Source organism: Ruegeria sp. CDSC068 (assembly GCF_059610545.1).
Map to the genome: position 1 here is coordinate 75,376 of NZ_JBXWNV010000002.1, position 19,796 is coordinate 95,171.

The 19,796-nt window shown below is 57.9% G+C and carries 17 protein-coding genes; 6 read left to right on the forward strand and 11 right to left on the reverse strand.

What is annotated here, in order from left to right; translation table 11 throughout:
• Positions 1–43 precede the first annotated feature (43 nt).
• From AC2FID_RS05115 to AC2FID_RS05135, 5 genes are read right to left on the reverse strand one after another with little or no spacing between them, the layout of a single operon-like run.
• A complete protein-coding gene (locus AC2FID_RS05115; protein WP_496835733.1) occupies positions 44–1,540 on the reverse strand; it encodes a class I adenylate-forming enzyme family protein in 1,497 nt (498 codons plus the stop codon).
• A complete protein-coding gene (gene sauS, locus AC2FID_RS05120) occupies positions 1,537–2,958 on the reverse strand; it encodes an acylating sulfoacetaldehyde dehydrogenase (RefSeq protein WP_496835735.1) in 1,422 nt (473 codons plus the stop codon). The genes AC2FID_RS05115 and sauS overlap by 4 nt, the downstream gene beginning before the upstream one ends.
• A 55-nt stretch (positions 2,959–3,013) precedes the next feature.
• Positions 3,014–3,973, reverse strand: a complete 960-nt coding sequence (locus AC2FID_RS05125) for a Bug family tripartite tricarboxylate transporter substrate binding protein (protein ID WP_472723032.1) — start codon at positions 3,971–3,973, stop codon at positions 3,014–3,016.
• A 44-nt stretch (positions 3,974–4,017) separates the two neighbouring features.
• Positions 4,018–4,473 carry a tripartite tricarboxylate transporter TctB family protein gene (locus AC2FID_RS05130; protein WP_496696361.1) on the reverse strand — a complete coding sequence of 152 codons (456 nt, stop codon included), beginning with the start codon at positions 4,471–4,473 and terminating at the stop codon, positions 4,018–4,020.
• Positions 4,470–5,981 (reverse strand): tripartite tricarboxylate transporter permease, encoded by a 1,512-nt coding sequence (locus tag AC2FID_RS05135; protein ID WP_282118881.1) that lies wholly within the window; start codon positions 5,979–5,981, stop codon positions 4,470–4,472. Before AC2FID_RS05135 ends, AC2FID_RS05130 begins: the two co-directional genes overlap by 4 nt.
• A gap of 113 nt (positions 5,982–6,094) precedes the next feature.
• Here AC2FID_RS05135 and AC2FID_RS05140 point away from each other — a divergent pair, with 113 nt between their 5' ends.
• Positions 6,095–7,123, forward strand: a complete 1,029-nt coding sequence (locus AC2FID_RS05140; RefSeq protein ID WP_496835736.1) for a LacI family DNA-binding transcriptional regulator — start codon at positions 6,095–6,097, stop codon at positions 7,121–7,123.
• An 18-nt stretch (positions 7,124–7,141) separates the two neighbouring features.
• Here AC2FID_RS05140 and AC2FID_RS05145 read toward each other — a convergent pair whose 3' ends face one another.
• From AC2FID_RS05145 to AC2FID_RS05165, 5 genes are read right to left on the reverse strand one after another with little or no spacing between them, the layout of a single operon-like run.
• Positions 7,142–8,152, reverse strand: a complete 1,011-nt coding sequence (locus AC2FID_RS05145) for an Ldh family oxidoreductase (RefSeq protein WP_472723036.1) — start codon at positions 8,150–8,152, stop codon at positions 7,142–7,144.
• Between the two features lie 10 nt (positions 8,153–8,162).
• On the reverse strand, positions 8,163–8,792 hold the full coding sequence (locus AC2FID_RS05150) for a DUF3726 domain-containing protein (RefSeq protein ID WP_496707029.1): 630 nt from the start codon (positions 8,790–8,792) through the stop codon (positions 8,163–8,165).
• Complete coding sequence (locus AC2FID_RS05155) at positions 8,789–10,474, reverse strand: hypothetical protein (protein WP_496835739.1); 1,686 nt, start codon at positions 10,472–10,474, stop codon at positions 8,789–8,791. The genes AC2FID_RS05150 and AC2FID_RS05155 overlap by 4 nt, the downstream gene beginning before the upstream one ends.
• Entirely contained in the window at positions 10,471–11,448 is a 978-nt protein-coding gene (locus AC2FID_RS05160) for a membrane dipeptidase (protein WP_496757381.1), read from the reverse strand. The genes AC2FID_RS05155 and AC2FID_RS05160 overlap by 4 nt, the downstream gene beginning before the upstream one ends.
• Positions 11,448–12,911, reverse strand: a complete 1,464-nt coding sequence (locus AC2FID_RS05165) for an aldehyde dehydrogenase family protein (RefSeq protein ID WP_496757383.1) — start codon at positions 12,909–12,911, stop codon at positions 11,448–11,450. Before AC2FID_RS05165 ends, AC2FID_RS05160 begins: the two co-directional genes overlap by 1 nt.
• Positions 12,912–12,996: 85 nt before the next feature.
• On the opposite strand from AC2FID_RS05165, the gene AC2FID_RS05170 reads away from it, so the two are divergent.
• From AC2FID_RS05170 to AC2FID_RS05190, 5 genes are all read left to right on the forward strand, one after another.
• Positions 12,997–13,869, forward strand: coding sequence for a LysR family transcriptional regulator (locus tag AC2FID_RS05170; RefSeq protein ID WP_496761204.1), 873 nt, complete (start codon positions 12,997–12,999; stop codon positions 13,867–13,869).
• A gap of 256 nt (positions 13,870–14,125) precedes the next feature.
• Positions 14,126–15,076 (forward strand): ABC transporter substrate-binding protein, encoded by a 951-nt coding sequence (locus AC2FID_RS05175; protein ID WP_282169050.1) that lies wholly within the window; start codon positions 14,126–14,128, stop codon positions 15,074–15,076.
• A 78-nt stretch (positions 15,077–15,154) separates the two neighbouring features.
• The gene (locus AC2FID_RS05180) at positions 15,155–16,192 is read left to right on the forward strand and encodes a quaternary amine ABC transporter ATP-binding protein (protein ID WP_058275713.1); all 1,038 of its coding nucleotides are present in this window, start codon (positions 15,155–15,157) and stop codon (positions 16,190–16,192) included.
• Positions 16,185–17,774: an ABC transporter permease gene (locus tag AC2FID_RS05185; protein WP_058275411.1), complete on the forward strand. Its 1,590-nt coding sequence runs from the start codon at positions 16,185–16,187 to the stop codon at positions 17,772–17,774. The genes AC2FID_RS05180 and AC2FID_RS05185 overlap by 8 nt, the downstream gene beginning before the upstream one ends.
• Before the next feature lie 54 nt (positions 17,775–17,828).
• On the forward strand, positions 17,829–18,803 hold the full coding sequence (locus tag AC2FID_RS05190; RefSeq protein WP_282118890.1) for an arginase family protein: 975 nt from the start codon (positions 17,829–17,831) through the stop codon (positions 18,801–18,803).
• Here AC2FID_RS05190 and AC2FID_RS05195 read toward each other — a convergent pair.
• Positions 18,800–19,768 carry an agmatinase gene (locus AC2FID_RS05195; protein ID WP_496835741.1) on the reverse strand — a complete coding sequence of 323 codons (969 nt, stop codon included), beginning with the start codon at positions 19,766–19,768 and terminating at the stop codon, positions 18,800–18,802. The two genes, AC2FID_RS05190 and AC2FID_RS05195, sit on opposite strands and share 4 nt — an antisense overlap.
• Between the last annotated feature and the right edge of the window lie 28 nt (positions 19,769–19,796).

Consider the following 19,796-nt stretch of genomic DNA (forward strand, 5'->3'; position numbering starts at 1 on the left):
GTCGGCCCCGGCTGCGCGCCAGCGGGAATAGTCCCTCTGGTACTCAGCCCTGATCGTCAACGATTTCGAGTATCCGGTTGCGCTGAATCTTACCCGATGGCCCCTTTGGCAGATCATGCAGAATGTGAACCTCGTCAGGGGATTTGAACCGACCCAGTTTGGTCTCACAAATTTCTAATAGGGTAAGCGGCGTCAGCTCAGACCCGTCCCGGATTTTGACAGCGGCTTCGACGGTTTCACCATAGCTGCGGCAGGGGCGTGCAAAGGCTGCCGCTTCGACAACGTCGGGGTGGGAATAAAGCGCTTCGTCGATTTCACGCGGGGCGATGTTCTCGCCGCCCTTGATGATCAGCTCTTTCAGGCGGCCGGTGACATAGACATACCCATCCTCATCCATACGCGCCAGATCGCCGGTGCGAAGCCATCCATCGGCAGTAAACGTGCCTTCGGTCGCATCCGGATCCTTAAGGTATTCAAGCATCACGTTCGGGCCGCGTATGACCAGCTCACCCTCGGTTCCGTGTGGGACGGGCTGTTGGTTTGCATCTCGGATCGCAGCGTCGTTTCCATAGGCAACACCAGGTGAGCCGATCTTGCGCACACCCGGCGGAAGTGGGTTCGAAAGGATCTGCGCGGCGGTTTCGGTGAGGCCCATGGTTTCGACGATGGGAACGTCGAACCGTTCTTCGAAAGCCCGTTGTACGTCCGGTGCCAGCGCAGATGAGGCAGAGCGCCCGAACCGCAACCGCTGACGGGTTTGGATGTCCGGGTTGGTGTCGGATTGCAGCAAATGAGAGATGATGGTCGGGACTACCGAAAACCAAGTTGCCTCAGTTTTTCCAAGATTGTCCCAGAACCGGCTGGCCGAAAACCGTTCGCACATAGCCAGGGACCCGCCTGAAACTAGGGTTCCCATCACAGTCACACAAAGACCGTTGATGTGATAGATCGGCAGGACGCAGAAACCGCGATCCGTGGCGGTCAGTTCATGTGCGACAGCGGTGGTCCAGCCGCCTGCCAAAAGGCTGGAATGGGTATGAACGACGCCCTTTGGTCTGCCGGTTGTTCCTGAGGTGTACATGAGCAGAGCATGGTCGTCGGGCGTCAGGTCATAAAGCTGGGTATCCGCGGCACCAGCATCGTCGATCTGCAAAGGCTTGGTCACGGTAGGGTCGGCTGTTCGGCCGAACAACTCGGCTTGATCCGGGTGCACGAAGGCAAAGCGCGCGCCGCTGTGTTCAAGGGCGTAGGCCACGGCACTGTCGCCAGCGACAAGATTGATCATGGTCGCCCGGAATCCGCCATAAAGAACGCCAAACAATGCGATAAGCGCTTCGCGGCAATTGGGATAGACAAGGGCGACGCTTTCGCCTTTTTGCGCCCCAAGGCTGGTCAACATACCTGCTACGTTTCTGGCCGAGCCGCGCAATTCAGCCCAGCTCAGATCCCGTGCGCCATCAGGAAAAACAAACCCGATTCCGCCCTGATCGGCTCTTAGGTCCAGCCAATCTCGGACAGTTCCTTTGGGCGGTTCCATCATTGGCCAGCCTCCCTCCAGTACGCGCCGAATATATCCTCGAGTGCGGGTTCGCGTGCGGCTATTTCACGCACAATTTTGGTGGTCTGGACGAAGTGCCGCCAATGCAGGTTGGTATCGATAGAGTTTCCGCCCCAACTGCCGCATCCCATAGACAGAGAGAAAGGCATTCCGTTGGTGAAGCTGCCGCCGGTGGCAAAGGTATGGGCCTGGTTCACGATAACCCGGCAGGTGGGTAACTCTCGGCCCAACTCAATGGCGCGCGCGTCGTCGCTGGTGTGGAGGCCGACCGAATGTCCGGCACCTTGATGGGCCAGGACACGCGCTGCGGTCGCCTTGGCAGCCGCATAGTCCGACGCCCGGTACAGCGCCAGAACGCGGCTCAGCTTCTCCCCAGACAGAGGATGATCGGGACCGATCCCATCGGTCTCTACTGCCAGAAACTTCGTGCCGTCGGGTGCTCTGTCTGCCATCCCCAACGCATCAAGCATCTTGTTGGCGTCCTGAGCAATCGCGGATCGGTTGAGGTGCCCGTCTGGCCATAGCCTGGCAATGATACCATCAGCATCTGAAGCAGGGACAAGCGCACCGCCTTCGGCCGCCATTGCTGCGACGAAGTCGTCGTAGACTGCGTTTACCACCACAACTGCGTTTTCGGACGAGCACGAAGTCGCATTGTCAAAACACTTTGACGCCGTGATTTTGGCCGCGGCCGCAGACAGATCGGCGGTTTCATCGACAATCACGATGACATTGCCGGCGCCGACCGCGACGGCCGGTGTGCCGCAGGACTGGGCCCGGTGGACGTTGTTCTGACTACCGGTGCAGATCACCCGATCCGAGGTCTCCATCAGCCGTTGTGTTTTGGCCTTTGATCCCGGTGCGGGGATCATCTGGACCAGGTTCGGATCCAGCCCCAGCTTTTCAAACTCGGCGTGTATGAAGCTTAGCAGCATCTCACAGGATGCCACGCCCTTGGGCGAGGGGGCGACGACGATAGCATTGCCACCCTTGAGAGCATTAATGATGTTGTTGGCCGGTGTAGCGGCCGGATTGGTTGAGGGAACGACCGCGCCTACGACGCCGATAGCACGGGCGATTTCCGTGATGCCTGTTTCAGGATCGTCGCTGATGACCCCATATGTCTTTGCCTCGGCAATGTCGCGCAGAAGACCCAGAGTTTTGCGGTGGTTTTTGGTGATCTTATCGGGGACATTGCCCAGCCCGGTGGTTTCAACCGCCAGTTCTGCCAGCGCCTGATTGCGCGCGGGTTCCATGATCGCCCAGCCTGCCGCCAGCGCCGCCTTGTCATAGAGCGCCTGACTGCCTGTAGCCTCATAGGCAGCCTGAGCCTTGCGCGCATGTGCCACGATCCGGTCCACTTCGGCGATTTCGGGGGCTATGTCGTTTGGAGCGTTCATTTTGGTCCTCGATTGGTTGTCCGGGACGGGTTCTACCCGCCCCGATTTGGGTCGGTTAAAGACCAGCCAGCAATTCGTTCAGCGTCTGCTGGCGCTGCGCCCACATCTCGATCACTTCGTCACGTGTCATGATGTGCATGGGCGAGCCACCCGCTTCCATCTTCTTGGAAACGCGAGAATTGGCGAACATCTCGGGCACGGTTGCGGCCAATTTTTCAATCACCTCAGGAGGTGTTCCCTTGGGCACCATTACACCCCGGAAATTGACCGAGGAGTTGTCCACGTCCAGCCCCTGTTCCATCATCGTCGGAACATCCGGCAGGAACGCGTTGCGTTCCAGATCAGCGACGCCGAGAATCTTCACATTGCCCGCCTCTTGCGCACGGAACGCATCGGACAGGTTGTTGATGCCGCCCATGACTTCACCAGCGATGACGGCCTTCATGGCTGCTGCTCCGCCACCTTTGGTCGGGATGTAGGCCATCTTGGTCCCGGCTGCCTTGTCGATCTGCAGCGCGGCGATGTGGTGGCCCACAAAAAGGCCCGCGCCGGATACCGTCAGCTTGCCTGGGTTTTCCTTGGCATAGGCGACAACATCATCCATCGAGTTGAATTCACTGTCGGCGCCAACCACGAACACGGCCGGGTCTGCGCCCCAGTTCGCGATGGGTTCAAAGCTGTCGGTCGAGTATTCGACGCCACCCTTGATCGACTGGGCGATGAAATGAGGAACGTTGTAGGCACCCAGCGTATAGCCGTCCGGATCGGCCTGAGTTGCGAACCAGTTCCAGCCAACGCGCCCACCGGCACCAGGCTTGTTGATGATGGCGATGGGCATTCCCAGCGCATCCTCGTTTCCAGATGTCATCGTGACGATCCGGGCCTGGAAATCGGTCGCGCCTCCGGCTCCGTAACTGACCATCATCATGATCGGCCGTTCGGGATATTCCTCGGCCATTGCCGCACCCGTCAGGCCCGTCAGAGCCATTGCTGCCCCTGCAATCAATCGTTTCATTTTGCGTTTCCTCCCTGATTTGGTTCATCCGCGCATTTGCGTGTTCAGAACAGAATTTCTCTTGGTGTGTAGACGTTCAAAAGCATGGCAAAGAGCCCGTACATAACCGCCACAAAGACCGCCGTAATGATCCCGCGTTTGATCCAGGTTTTGACCTCGGAATGGGGGGCGGGGTCGTAGATCGACAGCAGGGTAAAAAAGGCGATGGTTGTTGCGGTGTAGAACCCCAGCGTCTTCGCCGCCCAAAATACATAGATCAGCGTGATGATCAGACCCGGCAGCATGTTCACGAACATCGTCCGCGTCACGCCGTTTCCGACCTTGGACAGACCCATGACCGCTTTGCCGAACGTCCATCCGGCCAGTACCACAAAGACCGTTGCGATCAGGCGTGGGAACAGGAATGCCTCGGCGGGTTGTTGCGTGTAACTGACCCATGCGACCCACAGGCCAACGGCAAAGACCAGACCTGACCCGAATACGTGCTGCGAGCGGTTCATGCCTGTGCCTCCTCTTTGGTGGTGTAGCGACGGCTGCGCAGTTCCATCCAGACCGAATAGGCGATCGAGGCCAGTACCACGGCGATCAGGAACAGGTTCAATCCGCCGGTCATGAAGTATGAGGCTTTACCAACGGTGGCGTCAGCGATCATTCCACCCTGGATGAAGTTGGCCTCGGCGATTGGCCCGAGGATCAGGCCCAGTACCAGCGGTGCAGCCGAGAAACCGAAGCGTTCCAGGAAGAACATGCCAATGCCCAGGCACGCCATGACATAGACATCACCCATGGAACCCTGAACCGAGTATGCACCGAAGACCGACAAGGCCAGAACGATGGCTGCCATCACGGATTGCGGAACCTGTGCAACACGCGCTGCAAGACCGGCGACATAGAGGCCGAAGATACACATCAGCACCTGCCCGATCAGCATCGAGTTGATGAAAGTCCACGCCACGTCCGGATGGTTATCGAACAAATCCGATCCCGGGAAAATCCCGTGGATCAGCAACCCGCCCAACAGCACGGCGGCGGTCGGGCTGCCGGGGATGGACAGCGTCAACAGTGGAACAAGCGAAGGTCCAACCATCGCGTTGTTGGCAGATTCCGCGGCAATCACGCCCTCGGAATGTCCAGTGCCGAACTTGTCCTTTTCGGACGAAAACTTCTTGGTCTGGTCATAAGCGACAAGGCCCGCGATCTGTCCACCGACGCCAGGGATCAGGCCGATGATCGAACCTGTCAGCGTTCCGATGCTCAGCGCTCGGGTGCGGCTGAACAGTTCCCTGAACGCCGCCAAGATCGAGTGGCGTTGCACTTCGATCACTTCGGCGCCTGTGTTGTGCCGCCCTTTGGCAAACATGGTCAACACCTGTGGGATCGCAAACAGGCCAATCAACGCGGCGATTATGTTGATGCCGCCGCCCAGTGCGGGGTGAAAGATAAAGCGTTGTGCACCCATGATGTCGTCGAACCCGATGGTCGCCAGCCACAACCCAATACAGCCCGACAGCAAACCCTTGACCACTGAGGCCGAGTCCAGCGTGCCAATGACCGTCACTCCTAGAATGGCCAGCCAAAACAGGTGCGATGGTCCAAAGGCCAGCGCCCATTGCGCCAAAACGGGCGTCAGGAAGATCAGCAGCAGAACGCCAAAAATTCCGCCCACGGCCGATGCCAGAAAAGACAGCTGCAAGGCGCGGGCACCTTCGCCTTTTTGGGCCATCGTGTGGCCATCCAGAGTGGTGGCGATATTCGCCGGAGCGCCAGGGATCTTCAGTAGGATGGCGCTGACCGCGCCGCCAGCCACGGTCGAGGTATAGGCTGCCCCCAGCAGGATCAGGCCTTGCGCGGCCTCAAGTTGGAAGGTGAACGGGATCAACAGGGCCACCGCCATCGTTGGTGACAGGCCGGGGGTCGCGCCCAGAATTAACCCTCCGATCGTGCCGCCCAAAAGCAGCAGGAACGACATCGGCGTGAACACATCTCCGAAGTAGTAAATGAATTCCATCCTGGGCCTCCCAACCCGTCCGTTCGCACTTTTACCTTTGTTGACAAATCAGGTTAGGGGATGAAAATAGTATTGCAAATGTTTTCATAAATTTGACCGGGTAGGGTAAAATTATGGCTAATTTTCAAAAGGGTAAGGTGGATATTGTAGCTGTTGCAAAGGCTGCAAAGGTGTCGCCGTCTACGGTTTCACGCACCTTTAATCACCCCGATCTGGTCAACCCGGCGACTCGCAAAAAGATCAATAAAGCGGTGCAGCGATTGGGATACATCCGCAACCGCGCGGCCCAAACGATGCATGGGAAACGGTCGGGAACAATTGGCCTTGTCGTGCCCACAATCAATCACGCCATTTTTTCCGAGGTCATTCAGGCCTTTTCGGATTCGATCGACCAGGCAGGGTTCAGCCTGTTGCTGGCGTCCCATGGGTATGACCTGGATCGGGAGTATGCGATGGTTCGCAAGTTTCTTGAACATCGCGTGGACGGTGTGGCGCTGGTCGGGTTGGAACATTCCGACGCCACCAACCGCTTAATCACGCAGCAAAAGATACCCGCATTGGCAATCTGGAATTACTCAGAAGAATCACCCCTTCCTTGCGTGGGGGCGGACAACCATCTGGCCGGACGATTGGCGGCCGAACACCTGCTAGATCTGGGGCATCGTGATATCGGGCTGATCTTTCCCGAAACTCAGGGGAACGACCGCGCGCAACACCGCCTTTCCGCTGTGCATGATGCGTTGGGCGAACGGGGGGTTTCCGTACCTGATGAGCATGAAACCCAAGCGCCGTACAGTGTTTCTCAGGCCAAGCAGGCGGCCATGGCCCTTTTGACGACGTCGAAACGTCCGACGGCATTGCTGTGTGGCAATGACGTCATTGCGCAGGGGGCGCTGTTTGCTGCCCAAAAACTTGGACTAAGCGTTCCCGATGATCTGTCGATAATTGGTATCGGGGATTTCAAAGGCTCAGCGGACGTCGAGCCCGGCCTTACAACCATCCGCATTCCCGCAGAAAACATCGGAGCACTGGCCGGTGAGAAATTCACCGATTTCATCACGTCGGATGAACCAAAGCATTTCAGCATCCGCTGTGATTTGGAATGTGTCGCCAGACAAACGACCCGTTCGCTGGCGACCTAACAGACCTGGGCAGAATAGCTAGGCTATGATTGCCTCAATCTTATCCAGCGTGGCCGCATTGACGGCAACACCGTCGGTCTGTGCCTGCCTGCGCTTGCCACCGCGCCCATCGCCGGGCAGATGCGCTCCGTTCTGTGCGCGGATTGCGCCGACCAACTCGCTGATCCCCGAAGCAAACGCATCGCCAGAGGTGGCGGTCGGGTCTATCGCAATGAAGAACTGCCCGGTCTTGGGCGGCCCACCGGCGGTGCCGGAAAAGGGCGAGGCGTTAATGCCAAGGGTCGCGCCGGTCAGGGCTGCGGCCATAATCTCTGTCAGTAGGGCAACACCGACGCCTTTGTAGCCGCCTGACGGTGCCATCGACCCCTTAAGGCCGACGTTGGGGTCTGTGGTCGGGTTGCCATCTGCGTCCAGAGCCCAGCCAACCGGGATCGGTTTGCCTTCGCGCGCGTGTTTCATGACCTCGCTTTTAGCAATCGTGCTGGCGCTTTGGTCGATCAGCAGGGCGGGCTGGCCGTCCGCGCCGGGCGCGGCGATCGAGAAGGGGTTGGTTCCGACGACGGGTTTCGCACCGCCCGAAGGCGCGATCGAAGCCGGAGCATTGGTGAACCCCAACCCAACCAACCCGGCCTGCGCCAACCGGTATGTGTGGTAGCCAAGGACACCGCAGTTATAGCTGTTGCGGATCGACAGTGCCGCGATTCCTTGTTCACGAGCAGCTGGGATAAGGACCTCAAAACCCATATCAATTGCGGAATGGGCAAAGCCGGTTGCTGCGTCCACATTCACTGCGCCGGGGCGCGGGCGCGACAGTTCCGGTTGGGCCGTTCCGTCCACTTTCCCACATTGCACGTGCTCGCAATATATCGGGATGTAGGCCAGCCCGTGGCTGGCAACCCCATCCGCCTCGGTTGCAGCCGTCGCAACGGCCAATGGCCGGGCGTTGGCTTCAGCGGTTCCTGCGGCAACAAGCGCACGGAAGGCGAGATCTTCGATCTGCTCAAGGGTCAGTGTACGGGTTTCAATCATTGGGGCCTCTTCAATCGTTGTCGGATAAGCCCGCTCCGGCCCCGCGCAGGCGGGATTCCTCGGTGGCGGGGGCGTATGTGCGGTGGGCGAACCGGTTTAGTACCGCCCAATCGGTCAGATCGGGTTCAGCCCGTGTTCGATGCGGGACGGGGGCGGTAAGTTGGCCGCCAAGGTGCACAGATACCTGATGTGCCCGGTCCGGGATCGGGGCGTCCAGGGACAAGTCAAAACCGTCGGTTTCCGCTAGTGCGTGGTCATAATCTACGCTCACGCAGGTCGCTAGAAAGCGTGCGGCATTGGCCGCAAATGGAAGCAGCAGTGCGGGTACGGCTACGTTTCTTATTGCTATCGGGGATGAATTCAGGCGGTGGGCACAATCAGACAATAATGCGCCGGTCACCAATGGGCACAGCTGGTTTTCGCTCTGCCATTCGCCGCTCAGATCGGACGGGGTGTGTGTCTTTGGTGTACTCGCCAAATCAAGTTGCAGCAGCTGAGCCAAAGCACCGGTACCGTTTTGCCCGTGCGCGCACAGCCAGCGCGTTGCTTTCGCGGCTTCCTCAGCAAGTCCCCAGCTATATCGAGCTCCTCGGGTCGCACGCTTTGCGGTGGCTTCGACCTCATTCAGCGAGACGTTCATTGGGAAAGCTCCGGATAAACCCACAGATCTGCGGTTTTGGCATTCAGGTCTTCGGGGTAGGGCGCGCCAGCGTACATGCAGATACGCACCCAGCGGTCCGAGCGTGGGTCAAAATGCGTAGCACCAAAAAAGGATAACTTGGCCCGGAGCATATCGATGGGCATGACCCCAGCGCTGATCGTGTTGTCGCGAAGCTCGCCATATGGCGCGACAAGGCCGATCTGCGCACGCCGGATCGTGTGACGGTGTTCAGGATGGCGCAGTAGGAACTCGGCTATCGACCTGTCATCCTGCCAATTCTCAAGGTCCGCGAAAGCCAGCGCGGCGTCTCTGGCCGGGGCAAGGGGCTGTTCGTATTCGGCAATTGGTTCCTCGAACCGTTCACCCAAGCGTGGTTCCAGTTTTTCTTCAGACACGTACCAGGCGCGCGCGCAGTTTGCCTCTGCCGACCATTCCAAATCCAACGCCCAACCAAAGCGGTCCTGAATCGCGGTGCGGACCTGATCGACGGTCATGCCCCCGTTGATAACCTGTGCCTGCGCATTCCCGTCAGCCATACAGCCGGTCAGGCCATCCACCAGATCGCCATAGGGTTCCAGAACAAGTGAGGCGATCAGTTCCTGCCCTTCTTCGCCAAGTGCGGTTTCGGACCATCGGATCAGCCTGTCCCACGGGTGGTCCTGCCTCAGGTCATTCTGATCCAGGTAGCTGGTAATTGCCGCAAGATCGGCATTCAGCGACGCAAGCTTCTCAATCTGGACCGGATGCTCTGATCGCCACCACGACATCGACAGTTTGCTACGATCGTAGATTTCACGAAAGTGTCGGGCTTCATCCTCAGACGCTGTTTGCAGGGATCGCACCCGTGCCAAAGCTTCTTCGCGCGTCATAATCCAATTATTGAACAGCACCGGGTGGTTCACGATGAACGGCGCCATGCCAAGGCCGGTAGAGTTACCGATGCCCAGCCACTGCGCAATCTCGGGGTCCAGATCCGCCGTCTGCATACCGCCTTTGGCGAGGGCCATATGTTGCACCAGATCGCGGACAAATGTTCGCGTCAGGTAGACCGACAGCATTTCCGCCTGAAACGGTGCGTGCAGTTCTGGCCGGTTCGCTATCTTCTCGCGATCTGCGGCGCCGAACTTGCCCGATCCGTATACGGCCGTCGTCCGCATCAGGTAGCCAACTTTATGGATTTGCTCCAAGTCGGGCTGTTGTCCGGCAGCCAGCCTGTCGACCACGTGTTTCCACAAACGTACAGACCGGTTGGCGCGGGACAGTGACAGCTCGCTTTCGCTTACGCGCCCTGCCTCTTGCAAAGGAACGTTTTCTGACAGGCGTTGGATGTCCTGCTCCGTTGGGATGCCATCGAATAATGCGAAAGTGGCGTCCCACGCCTCGGCGATCACCCGGTCCGACCGTTGTTCGGGCGGCAGGTCATGGGCAAACGCAACCAGCGAATAGGCGCGATCCGGACCTTGCGCCGTGTAGACAGCGTGGCCGACGCCGTTTTCGTCGATCTCAAAAACAGGGCGCGTAAAGGCCCAGTTCTCACGCGCCATACGCCGGGTCAGTTGCCGCATGAAGCTGAGTCTGCACTGATGCAGCGAGCCCAGCCGCGACAGGCGCATAACCTGCGCAGGATCGCGTCGAGGGATATCAGTACTGACGTGGTTCATGCAGTTCGCGGTCCAAAGTTCTGATCGAAAAAGCGGTACCAGTTGCCGCCCATGATGCCCGAGACTTCTTCGGCGTTCATGCCAACGTTGCGCAGCCCGGTTTCGATATTGCCGAAGTCGCGATTGTCTTCAAACCAGCTCGGCATTGGCGGAAAGCCGGGATTGCTGGCTGAACCTTCACCATAGTCAATTTCTTTGGTCCAGCGACCAACGCGCATCCATTCGACGATGCTGTCGGGTTGATCCTGACACAGGTCAGTTCCAATCCCCAGATGTTGTGCACCGTATTTTTCGGCCGTACGGGCGATCATCTCGCAAAAACTCTCTAGCGTGCAGTCGGATTTGTCTTTCAGGTGATGAGGGTAGACCGAAAAGCCCAACATCCCACCGTTTTCGGTCACTGCGCGGATCACCGCATCGCGCTTGTTGCGCAGGGCAGGGGACCATTCGTGCGGGTTGGCGTGCGTAATGGCAATGGGGCGTTCGGACATCTCGGCGGCCTCGATGGTCGAGCGATCCGCCGAATGGCTCATGTCTACGACAAGCCCAACACGGTTCATTTCTTTGATGACCTGTTTGCCCATGCGGGTGATGCCGGTGTCTTCGGCCTCATAGCAGCCGGTCGCCAGCAGCGACTGGTTGTTATAGGTCAGCTGCATGAACCGCGCGCCCAGATCGTGCAGGATTTCCACCAGCCCGATATCATCTTCGATAGGCGAGGGGTTCTGGAAACCAAAGAACACAGCGGTCCGCCCGGTTTCCCGGGCGATGTCGATATCACTGGCCCAGCGGCCCTTCATGATCAGGTTGGGGTATTGCTCGAACCAGCGGTTCCACTTTTCAAAGTTCAGAACCGTTTCGCGGAAGTTCTCGTGATACGAGATGGTGACGTGGATCGCATCCACCCCCCCTTCGCGCAACTGGCGGAAGATCTTCTCAGACCAATTGGCGTATTGCAGCCCGTCGATGCGCATCAGACCGGTGTTCCCGCGCTGATGTAGGCTGTTTTAACAGTGGTATAGAATTCAGCCGCTGCCTTACCCTGCTCACGTGGACCGTACGAGCTGTCGCCGCGCCCGCCGAACGGAACGTGATAGTCAGTGCCTGCGGTCGGCAGGTTGACTGTGACAACACCGGTGCGTGCGTTGCGGCGGAAGTGCGTTGCGCGCGCAAGGCTTTGTGTCACGATGCCCGAAGTCAGTCCAAAGTTGGTTGCGTTCACCACGCTCAGCGCTTCGTCATAGCTGCCGACCTTGATGACGCTGGTCAACGGCGCGAACATCTCTTCGCGGTTGATCCGCATATCGTTGTTGGTGTTCAGGAACACGCCGGGGGACATGTAGAACCCGTCATGCGGCATCTCAAGTCGCTGACCACCGCAGGCCAGTTCTGCGCCTTCGGATTTGCCCAGATCGACATAGGCGAGGTTTTCGCCCAGCTGTTGTTCGCTGACGACCGGCCCCATCTGAACGCCTTCTTCCAGGGCGTGGCCAACTTTCATGGCCTGCGCACCCGCGACAAGTTTTTCGACAAATGCATCGTGCACACTGGCATGAACGACCAGACGCGAGGATGCGGTACATTTTTGACCTGTACCGCCAAAAGCTCCGCCCAATGCCAGCGTCACCGCCAAATCCAGATCGGCGTCATCCATCACGGCCAGCGCGTTTTTCGATCCCATCTCCATCTGAACTTTGGTCAGGTTCTGAATCGCAGCGGCGGCGATGCCTTTGCCAACCGGAACGGAACCGGTGAAGGAAATCGCGTTGACCTTGGGGCTTTCAACCAGCCGCTGACCGATCGAGCGGCCCGACCCCATGACAAGGCTGAACAGACCCTTGGGGATGTCCTGACGTTCGATGATCTCGGTCAGGGCTACGGCAGAAGCTGGCGTGATGTTGGCGGGTTTCCAGACAACTGCGTTGCCATAGCACAGCGCCGGAGCAATCTTCCAAGAGGCCGTCGCGGTCGGGAAGTTCCACGGGCTGATGATGGCAACCACACCCACGGCCTCGCGGCGAACGTCAATTTCAACACCGGGGCGGACGCTGTCGGCGTTCTCACCGATCTGGCGCAGGCATTCGGCTGCGTAATAGGTAAAGAACTGACCGGCGCGATAAACCTCGCCCTTGCCTTCGGCCAGCGGCTTGCCTTCTTCGCGGGCCAGCAGGGTGCCCAGCTCTTCGGCGCGCGACATCAGCTCGTTGCCGATATTCATCAGAACCGCTTGCTTGCGTTCGGGGCCGTAGGCTTCCCATTCTGCCTGTGCAACACGCGCCTGATCCAATGTGGCCTCAAGCTGATCCGCGCTTGCCTGTGCGAACATGCCAACCAGATCGCTCAGATCCGAAGGGTTACGGTTTTCAATTTCGGTCTCGCCCGCCAGCCATTCGCCAGCAATCAGGTTCAGTTTTGTCACGATGCGCCCCAGAGTCATGAAAATTGGTCTGGCGCAGAATGGCTTTTTGAGTAGATATCAGTCAAACTCAAATAAATTGAGCAAACTTCAAAAAAGGTGAAGCTTGGCAATCAAGATCGAGACCCTACGGTGTTTTTGCACCGTTGCCCAAACAGGCAACCTGATCGAGGCGGCCGACCGGTTGGGCCGCACGCAGTCGGCGGTCTCGATGACCCTCAAGCAATTTGAGGATCATCTGGGTAAAAAGCTCTTTGAAGGAGAGCGCAAAAACCAGTTGTCCCCGTTGGGGTTACAGGTTTTCGAAGTGGCATTGAAACAAGTCCGCCAATTCGATCAGGCCGTCTTGGATATCATGGCCGCAGCAAAAGCAGAGCACGGGTTGCTGCGCATCGCGTCCGTTCCATCGGTTGCGGCGCTGATTTTTCCTAAGGTTCTGGCCTATGTCACAGAACGCTTTCCCGGCGTAAAAGTCGAATTGCGCGACACAGATACTCAGCAGGTATTGGACGCACTGGTTGAGGGTAAAGCGGATATTGGCATCGCCTCAGGTCAGCACGCGCTGAACGGAGTTCGGTCGCTTCCGTTGTTCAAAGACAGGTTTGGGCTGGTATGCGCCTCTGATCACCGTTTGATACGACAGCCAAATACGCCAACAATTGACGAAGTCCTGACACTTCCGTTTATACGAAACGCGCTCTGCGATCTGATTCAATCGCCCAAGTTCCGGGCATCCGAAGCGCAGGCGGATGTTACTGTTCACAACACCCATTCCCTTATCACAATGGTCAAGACCGGGGATTGGGTAACGGTGTTGCCGCAATCGGTCGCAAGTTTCATGCCCGAGGCGACGGCGTTTCGCGAAATTGCGGATTTGCCCGATCAGCGCCAGGTCTGCCTCTATGTCAGTGAACATGCGCGGTTCAAGCATCTGACCGAAGAGGCGGTCGCCTACATTCTGGAACTGGGCGCTGCCTGATGGCAGAGTACGAGTTCACGGCCAATTTTCGACAAAGCCGAAACATTTCTATGATAATATCGAATTTGAGTACTTCTTGGACGTAACGCTTGATGGGTGACGCGTCACCATGTTTCAATTTTTCTTGCCGGGTCGGCGCATCGTGCGGCTGACCCAAAAATGGGAAAGCATCGGCTTTCCGACTTTGTTTGCAAGGTGCACCACGGCCCTCGGGCATAGAAAAACAGCGCCGCAGACGTCCAACATGGAGACACAAATGAGAAAATTAGCCACGTTACTAGGAGGCGCATCCGCTGTGATCGCTGGACCCGCCCTTGCTGCTGATATCGTGATCGGCGTGCCGAACTGGCCTTCGGTAAATGCGACGGCACATATTTTGAAAGTTGCGATCGAACAGAACCTCGGTCTTGAGGTTGAACTTCAGAATGGCACCAACCCGATTGTGTTCGAGGCGATGGACTCCGGTGCCATGCACGTACACCCCGAAGTTTGGATGCCCAACCAACAAAACCTGCATGATACCTACGTAAAAGATAAGGGAACGGTTACGTTCAACGCAAACGGAGTTGAAGCCTTTCAGGGTATGTGCGTCGACAAGGCAACCGCCGAAGCACATGGCATTACGTCCATTGAAGACCTGACAAATCCCGACAACGCCGCGCTGTTCGACAGCAACGGTGACGGGCAGGGTGAGCTATGGATCGGTGCGCCGGGATGGGCGTCGACCAACGTCGAAAAAATTCGGGCCAAATCCTACGGTTATGACCAAGTTTTTGAACTGACAGAAATTGACGAGACAGTGGCTTACGCGAATCTCGACAATGCAATCAAGGCAGGCGAGCCGTGGGTTGGGTTCTGCTACACGCCGCACTATGTGTTTGCCCTGCATGACATGCAGATCTTGGAAGAACCGGCGTACGACGCAGCCAAGTGGAACGTGCTGCAGCCCACAGATGATCCGGACTGGCTAGAAAAATCCGAGGCCGGCGTTGCCTGGGATCTTGCCTACCTGCATTTGCACTTCGCAAAGTCGCTTGAGGAAGAATATCCGGAAGTGGCGACCATGCTGTCCAACATGAAACTGGATACGGACACTGTTTCGGCGATGACCTTTGCATTGGTGATCGAAGGCCAAGAGCCTTTGGCTTATGCCGAGGAATGGGTCGGTGCGAACGAAGATGCCGTTCTGGGCTGGATGTCAAATTGATTGACGCCCACCGGAATTGAAACTCTGGCAGGCCGTCGGGACAGCCCCGGCGGCCTGTTTTGCACCAAAGGGACAAAAATGACCGAAACAGTCGTTAAACTGACGGATGTCTGGAAAATCTTTGGCGCAAAAGCCGAAGAAGCCATGGAAGCCGTCCGGAATGAAGGCATCGGAAAGCCTGAAGTTCTGGAAAGATTCAATTGTGTTGTTGGCGTGCAGGGCGCGTCCTTCGAAGTGCCACGGGGCGAGATTTTCTGCATCATGGGCCTGTCAGGCTCTGGCAAATCTACGCTGGTACGACACGTCAATCGCCTGATCGAACCGACCGCCGGAAAGATCGAAATTCTGGGGCAGGATGTCTCCAAGATTTCCGAGGCCGAGCTGCGTCGCATTCGGGCCATGCAAATCGGGATGGTGTTTCAGCACATGGCACTGATGCCGCACCGCTCGGTTCGCGATAATGTCGCCTACCCGCTGGAAATCCGCAAAGTGTCGAAATCGAAACGCTGGGCGGTTTCGGATCACGCATTAGGGTTGGTAGACCTGACGGGCTACGAAGACCGCCTGCCCAAAGAATTGTCGGGCGGCATGCAGCAACGTGTTGGGATTGCCCGCGCGCTGGCCTCGGACCCCGAGATCCTGCTGATGGATGAGCCGTTTTCAGCCCTTGATCCGCTGATCCGCCTGCAATTGCAGGACCAGTTCAAAGCACTGGTGGCGCAATTGAAAAAGACGACGCTGTTCATCACGCACGATCTGGACGAGGCCATTCGCATAGGCCATCGCATCGCCATCATGAAAGACGGTGTCATTGTGCAGATAGGTACGCCGGAAGATATCGTCATGAACCCGGCAGACGATTACGTGCGAGAGTTCGTGCAGGGCATTTCCAAGCTGAAACTGGTCAAGGCGCATTCGATCATGGAGCCGATCGAAAGTTACTCTGGCCCGACCGATGGCGCACCACGCGCGGATGAAGGGGCGGATTTGGACCAATTGATCGACCTTGCCGTCAATACGGACCTTCCGGTCATCATTACCGATGCTGGCGCTGATGTAGGCGTGGTCACTAAACCGCGTTTGCTGCGCGGAATTCAGGGGGGCAAAAATGACTGATGCAACCACGGAAGTAAAAGTCACGGCCGCCTCGGATATCGAAGTCGATCGCGAGGCGCTGGACCGCTCGATCCACGAATTTACCGGGCCAAACGGCGACTACTACGTCAACGCGTTTCACAAAATCCATGACGCGACCAGCGGTATTCCCAATACCTTCAACATCTGGGCGGCTGTTTTGGGACCATTCTGGTCTGCGTCCCGCGCGATCTGGGGGATGTTCTGGACCTTCCTGATCCTGGAAATCATCGCCTGGGTTCAGATCGGCCGCGGTGCCTGGGGCAACCCCGGCGCTGATCTGGCCGAACGGGCTGAACGTCAGCAGACCCGCGCGAACGAGCTATTGGAACGTGCGACTGCGGCCACCGAAAAGGCGGACATTGACCGGTTCAACAAACTGGCAGCGAATATCCAGAAGGCCGCAGATGCCAGTTTTGAGAAAGCGGCGTCGGCCCAGTCTGAGGCGTTTGGCATCATGGTTACAGGCCTGTTGATGTTGTTGGTTTTCAAGCTTGCGCAAGGTTTTTATGCGGACCGCGTGTACGAAAAGCAGTACTCGAATTGGCGGACAGATCCTGCCAGCACCGAAAGCGGCCGCTCGACCCGCAACACTGTTCTGGGTGCTGTTTTGGTGGCCGCAATTGGTCCGCTGATCGTGTACAAATTCACCGTCAACGCCTCACTCCCATTGTTGGATGCATTCCCCGAGCAGGAAGTCTCCGCGATGATATTGGGCGAAGGCAACGGAACGTTGTTCTCAAATCTGGCAAGCTGGATGGAGGCGCAGATAGATGCAGCCGCCGCAGCCGGCGGGGATGTATTCGACGGTATCGTGGCGGGTGTGCGATCTGTTCTGGATGCGTTGACGGTGGCATTGATCGGTTCCCCGTGGCCGGTTGTGATGTTGGTGATCTGTGTGACCGCGTGGCGCGCGGCAGGGCCAAGGGTGGCAATCTTCACCGCGTCTTCGTTGGCCTATATCGCGCTTCTGGGGTATTGGGATGTGGCGATGGAAACCGTAGCCTTGGTGGGCGCGGCGGTGCTGTTGTGCGTTGTGTTCGGCATTCCGCTGGGAATTTGGTTTGGTAAATCCAAACGCGCCTATCGCGCGGCGGAACCAGTGTTGGACCTGATGCAGACATTGCCGGCGTTTGTCTACCTGATCCCAATCATCGCTTTCTTTGGCACCGGTAACCCCCCGGGCATTCTGGCGACGATCATCTTTGGTATGCCGCCGGTCATTCGTCTGACCGCGCTGGGGATGCGCGGGGTTCCGGAAAGCATCAAAGAGGCTGCCGTGGCTTTTGGGGCATCGAAATGGCAGTTGCTCAAGGATGTTGAGATCCCGCTTGCCCTGCCGTCGATCATGACCGGCGTGAACCAGACCATTCTGATGTGCTTGTCGATGGTGGTGATTATCTCGCTGATCGGCGGTGGAGGTCTGGGCAAGGAAATCCTTGAGGCGCTGCAATACGCTGCCAAAGGTCCGGGCCTGCTGGGTGGGTTCGCCATCCTGTTCCTGGCCATGGTCATGGACCGTATCGTTCAAGGTGCCTTCCGCCGAGAAGACGAGAAACTCTGAACGCAAACGCCCCCGGTTCACATCGGGGGTGTTTTTCTTTCACCGGAGACGCAGATGACCGACCGTTACGAACAGTCTATGATGGACAATCTATATTGGTGGGGGATACCGACCCTATTTCGGTGCCCCAATCAAGGTCCCGAAGGGCAGGACATCGCTTTGGTCGGAGTGCCGCATTCGGCAGGCAACGGCACAACCGAGCGGGATCAGCATTTGGGCCCGCGTGCTTTGCGGCATGTCTCGGCCGTACAGCGGCGGGTACATTCGGTGTTTGAAATTGATCCGTGGAATAGCGCAAAGATTGCAGATGTGGGCGACGTTCCATTTCCGCGGGCAAACGATAACGAAGACTGCATCGAACGGATTACGGCTTTTTACAAAGACATCGATGCAGCCGGTGCGCGCCCGGTGTCGATTGGCGGCGACCACTCCATCACTGGCGGGATAGTGCAAGCGCTGGGTTGCGGTAGACTGGCTGGTGGAGAGCCTGTCAGCTTTCTGCATTTGGACGCGCATACTGACGTCTTCACCAAGGTCGATCATTTCCTGGGGGCGAAGAAATCAGCGGCCCATTGGGGCGCGTATCTGGCGGATCAGGGGCAGGTCGACCCCACGCGATCCATGCAAATCGGACTTAGGGGCCATCCACGAAGCTTGGACTGGCTGCAGCCGTCCTACGACTATGGCTACAACATCGTCACCATGCGTGAATTTCGCCAGCGCGGGCTGGCGGATGTCGTGGCTCAGACCAAAGAAATTCTGGGCGACCGCCCGGTCTATATCACGTTCGATCTGGATTGCCTTGATCCCACTGTCGCGCCTGCCGTGTCCAATCTGGAACCGGGCGAGAAGGGTTTCGATATTGACGAGGCTGTCGGCATTCTGCGTGCCGCGCGCGGGTTGAACATTGTGGGCGGGGACGTCGTTTGCATGATGCCAACCAAGGACAGCCCGAACAACATCACCGCGCTAACGGCAGCTGCGGTGATGTTCGAAATGATCTCGATGATCGCCGAAAACGCCAGCTAGCGCCGTGCGTCCACAGCCTGCGCCAAAACGCAGAGCAGTTCGAACATCAGCGAAATGCCCAGCCACGCGGTGCCTCCATTCGGATCGAATGGGGGCGATACTTCGACCAGGTCAGCGCCAATCAGGTTCACACCAGACATCCGGCGGATGACCTGCTGCGCCTGAAAACTGTTTGGTCCCCCGATCTCGGGCGTTCCGGTGCCAGGGGCGTAGGTTGGGTCAACAAAATCAATGTCATAGGTGCAATAGGTTGGTGCTTGCCCAACGATACCGCGCACCTCGGCCATCACGTCGTCGATGCCCCGATCAAATAGTTCCTCGATACGGATGATGCGAATACCCTGTGCCTCGCCCCATTCGATGTCTTCGGTGTTGTAGGCGGTGCCCCGGATGCCAACCTGAACAAAGCGTTTGGGGTCGACCAGTCCTTCTTCTACCGCGCGCCGAAACGGAGTGCCGTGGGTGAACTTATGGCCGCCAAAATAGCTGTCGAACAGGTCCGTGTGGCTGTCGAACTGGATCAGGCCGACGGGGCCTGCGGCTGCAAGCGCGCGCAAAACGGGCAGGGTGGTCAGGTGGTCCCCGCCAGCGGTGAGCGGAACAATGCCTTTTGCCTGTAGGGTTGAGTAGAAATCCGTAACTCGGTTCAGAGTATCTTCGATATCAACCGGATTGGGCGCAACGTCGCCAAGATCGGCGCAATTGACCATTGAGAACGGCGCGACGTCTGTGACTGGGTTCATCGCGCGGATCATCGTGGAATAGTCCCGCAATTGTCGCGGACCATGCCGCGCGCCAGGGCGATTGGTAGTGCCGCCATCCCACGGGATGCCGATGAGACCGACCTGAACATCCAAAATCCGTTCGTGATCCAGGTCCAGGCTGGGCAAACGCATGAACGAGGGGATGCCGGCAAACCGGGCCAGCTCCATCGCCGATACCGGCTGAAAAAATGAATCGGTCATGGCCTTATCCTTCGCGCAATTCCCATTG

Coding starts and splice junctions, on each gene's coding strand:
- AC2FID_RS05115 (WP_496835733.1), bottom strand. CDS start 1,540: ATGATGGAACCGCCCAAAGGAACTGTCCGAGATTGGCTGGACCTAAGA.
- sauS (WP_496835735.1), bottom strand. CDS start 2,958: ATGAACGCTCCAAACGACATAGCCCCCGAAATCGCCGAAGTGGACCGG.
- AC2FID_RS05125 (WP_472723032.1), bottom strand. CDS start 3,973: ATGAAACGATTGATTGCAGGGGCAGCAATGGCTCTGACGGGCCTGACG.
- AC2FID_RS05130 (WP_496696361.1), bottom strand. CDS start 4,473: ATGAACCGCTCGCAGCACGTATTCGGGTCAGGTCTGGTCTTTGCCGTT.
- AC2FID_RS05135 (WP_282118881.1), bottom strand. CDS start 5,981: ATGGAATTCATTTACTACTTCGGAGATGTGTTCACGCCGATGTCGTTC.
- AC2FID_RS05140 (WP_496835736.1), top strand. CDS start 6,095: ATGGCTAATTTTCAAAAGGGTAAGGTGGATATTGTAGCTGTTGCAAAG.
- AC2FID_RS05145 (WP_472723036.1), bottom strand. CDS start 8,152: ATGATTGAAACCCGTACACTGACCCTTGAGCAGATCGAAGATCTCGCC.
- AC2FID_RS05150 (WP_496707029.1), bottom strand. CDS start 8,792: ATGAACGTCTCGCTGAATGAGGTCGAAGCCACCGCAAAGCGTGCGACC.
- AC2FID_RS05155 (WP_496835739.1), bottom strand. CDS start 10,474: ATGAACCACGTCAGTACTGATATCCCTCGACGCGATCCTGCGCAGGTT.
- AC2FID_RS05160 (WP_496757381.1), bottom strand. CDS start 11,448: ATGCGCATCGACGGGCTGCAATACGCCAATTGGTCTGAGAAGATCTTC.
- AC2FID_RS05165 (WP_496757383.1), bottom strand. CDS start 12,911: ATGACTCTGGGGCGCATCGTGACAAAACTGAACCTGATTGCTGGCGAA.
- AC2FID_RS05175 (WP_282169050.1), top strand. CDS start 14,126: ATGAGAAAATTAGCCACGTTACTAGGAGGCGCATCCGCTGTGATCGCT.
- AC2FID_RS05180 (WP_058275713.1), top strand. CDS start 15,155: ATGACCGAAACAGTCGTTAAACTGACGGATGTCTGGAAAATCTTTGGC.
- AC2FID_RS05185 (WP_058275411.1), top strand. CDS start 16,185: ATGACTGATGCAACCACGGAAGTAAAAGTCACGGCCGCCTCGGATATC.
- AC2FID_RS05190 (WP_282118890.1), top strand. CDS start 17,829: ATGACCGACCGTTACGAACAGTCTATGATGGACAATCTATATTGGTGG.
- AC2FID_RS05195 (WP_496835741.1), bottom strand. CDS start 19,768: ATGACCGATTCATTTTTTCAGCCGGTATCGGCGATGGAGCTGGCCCGG.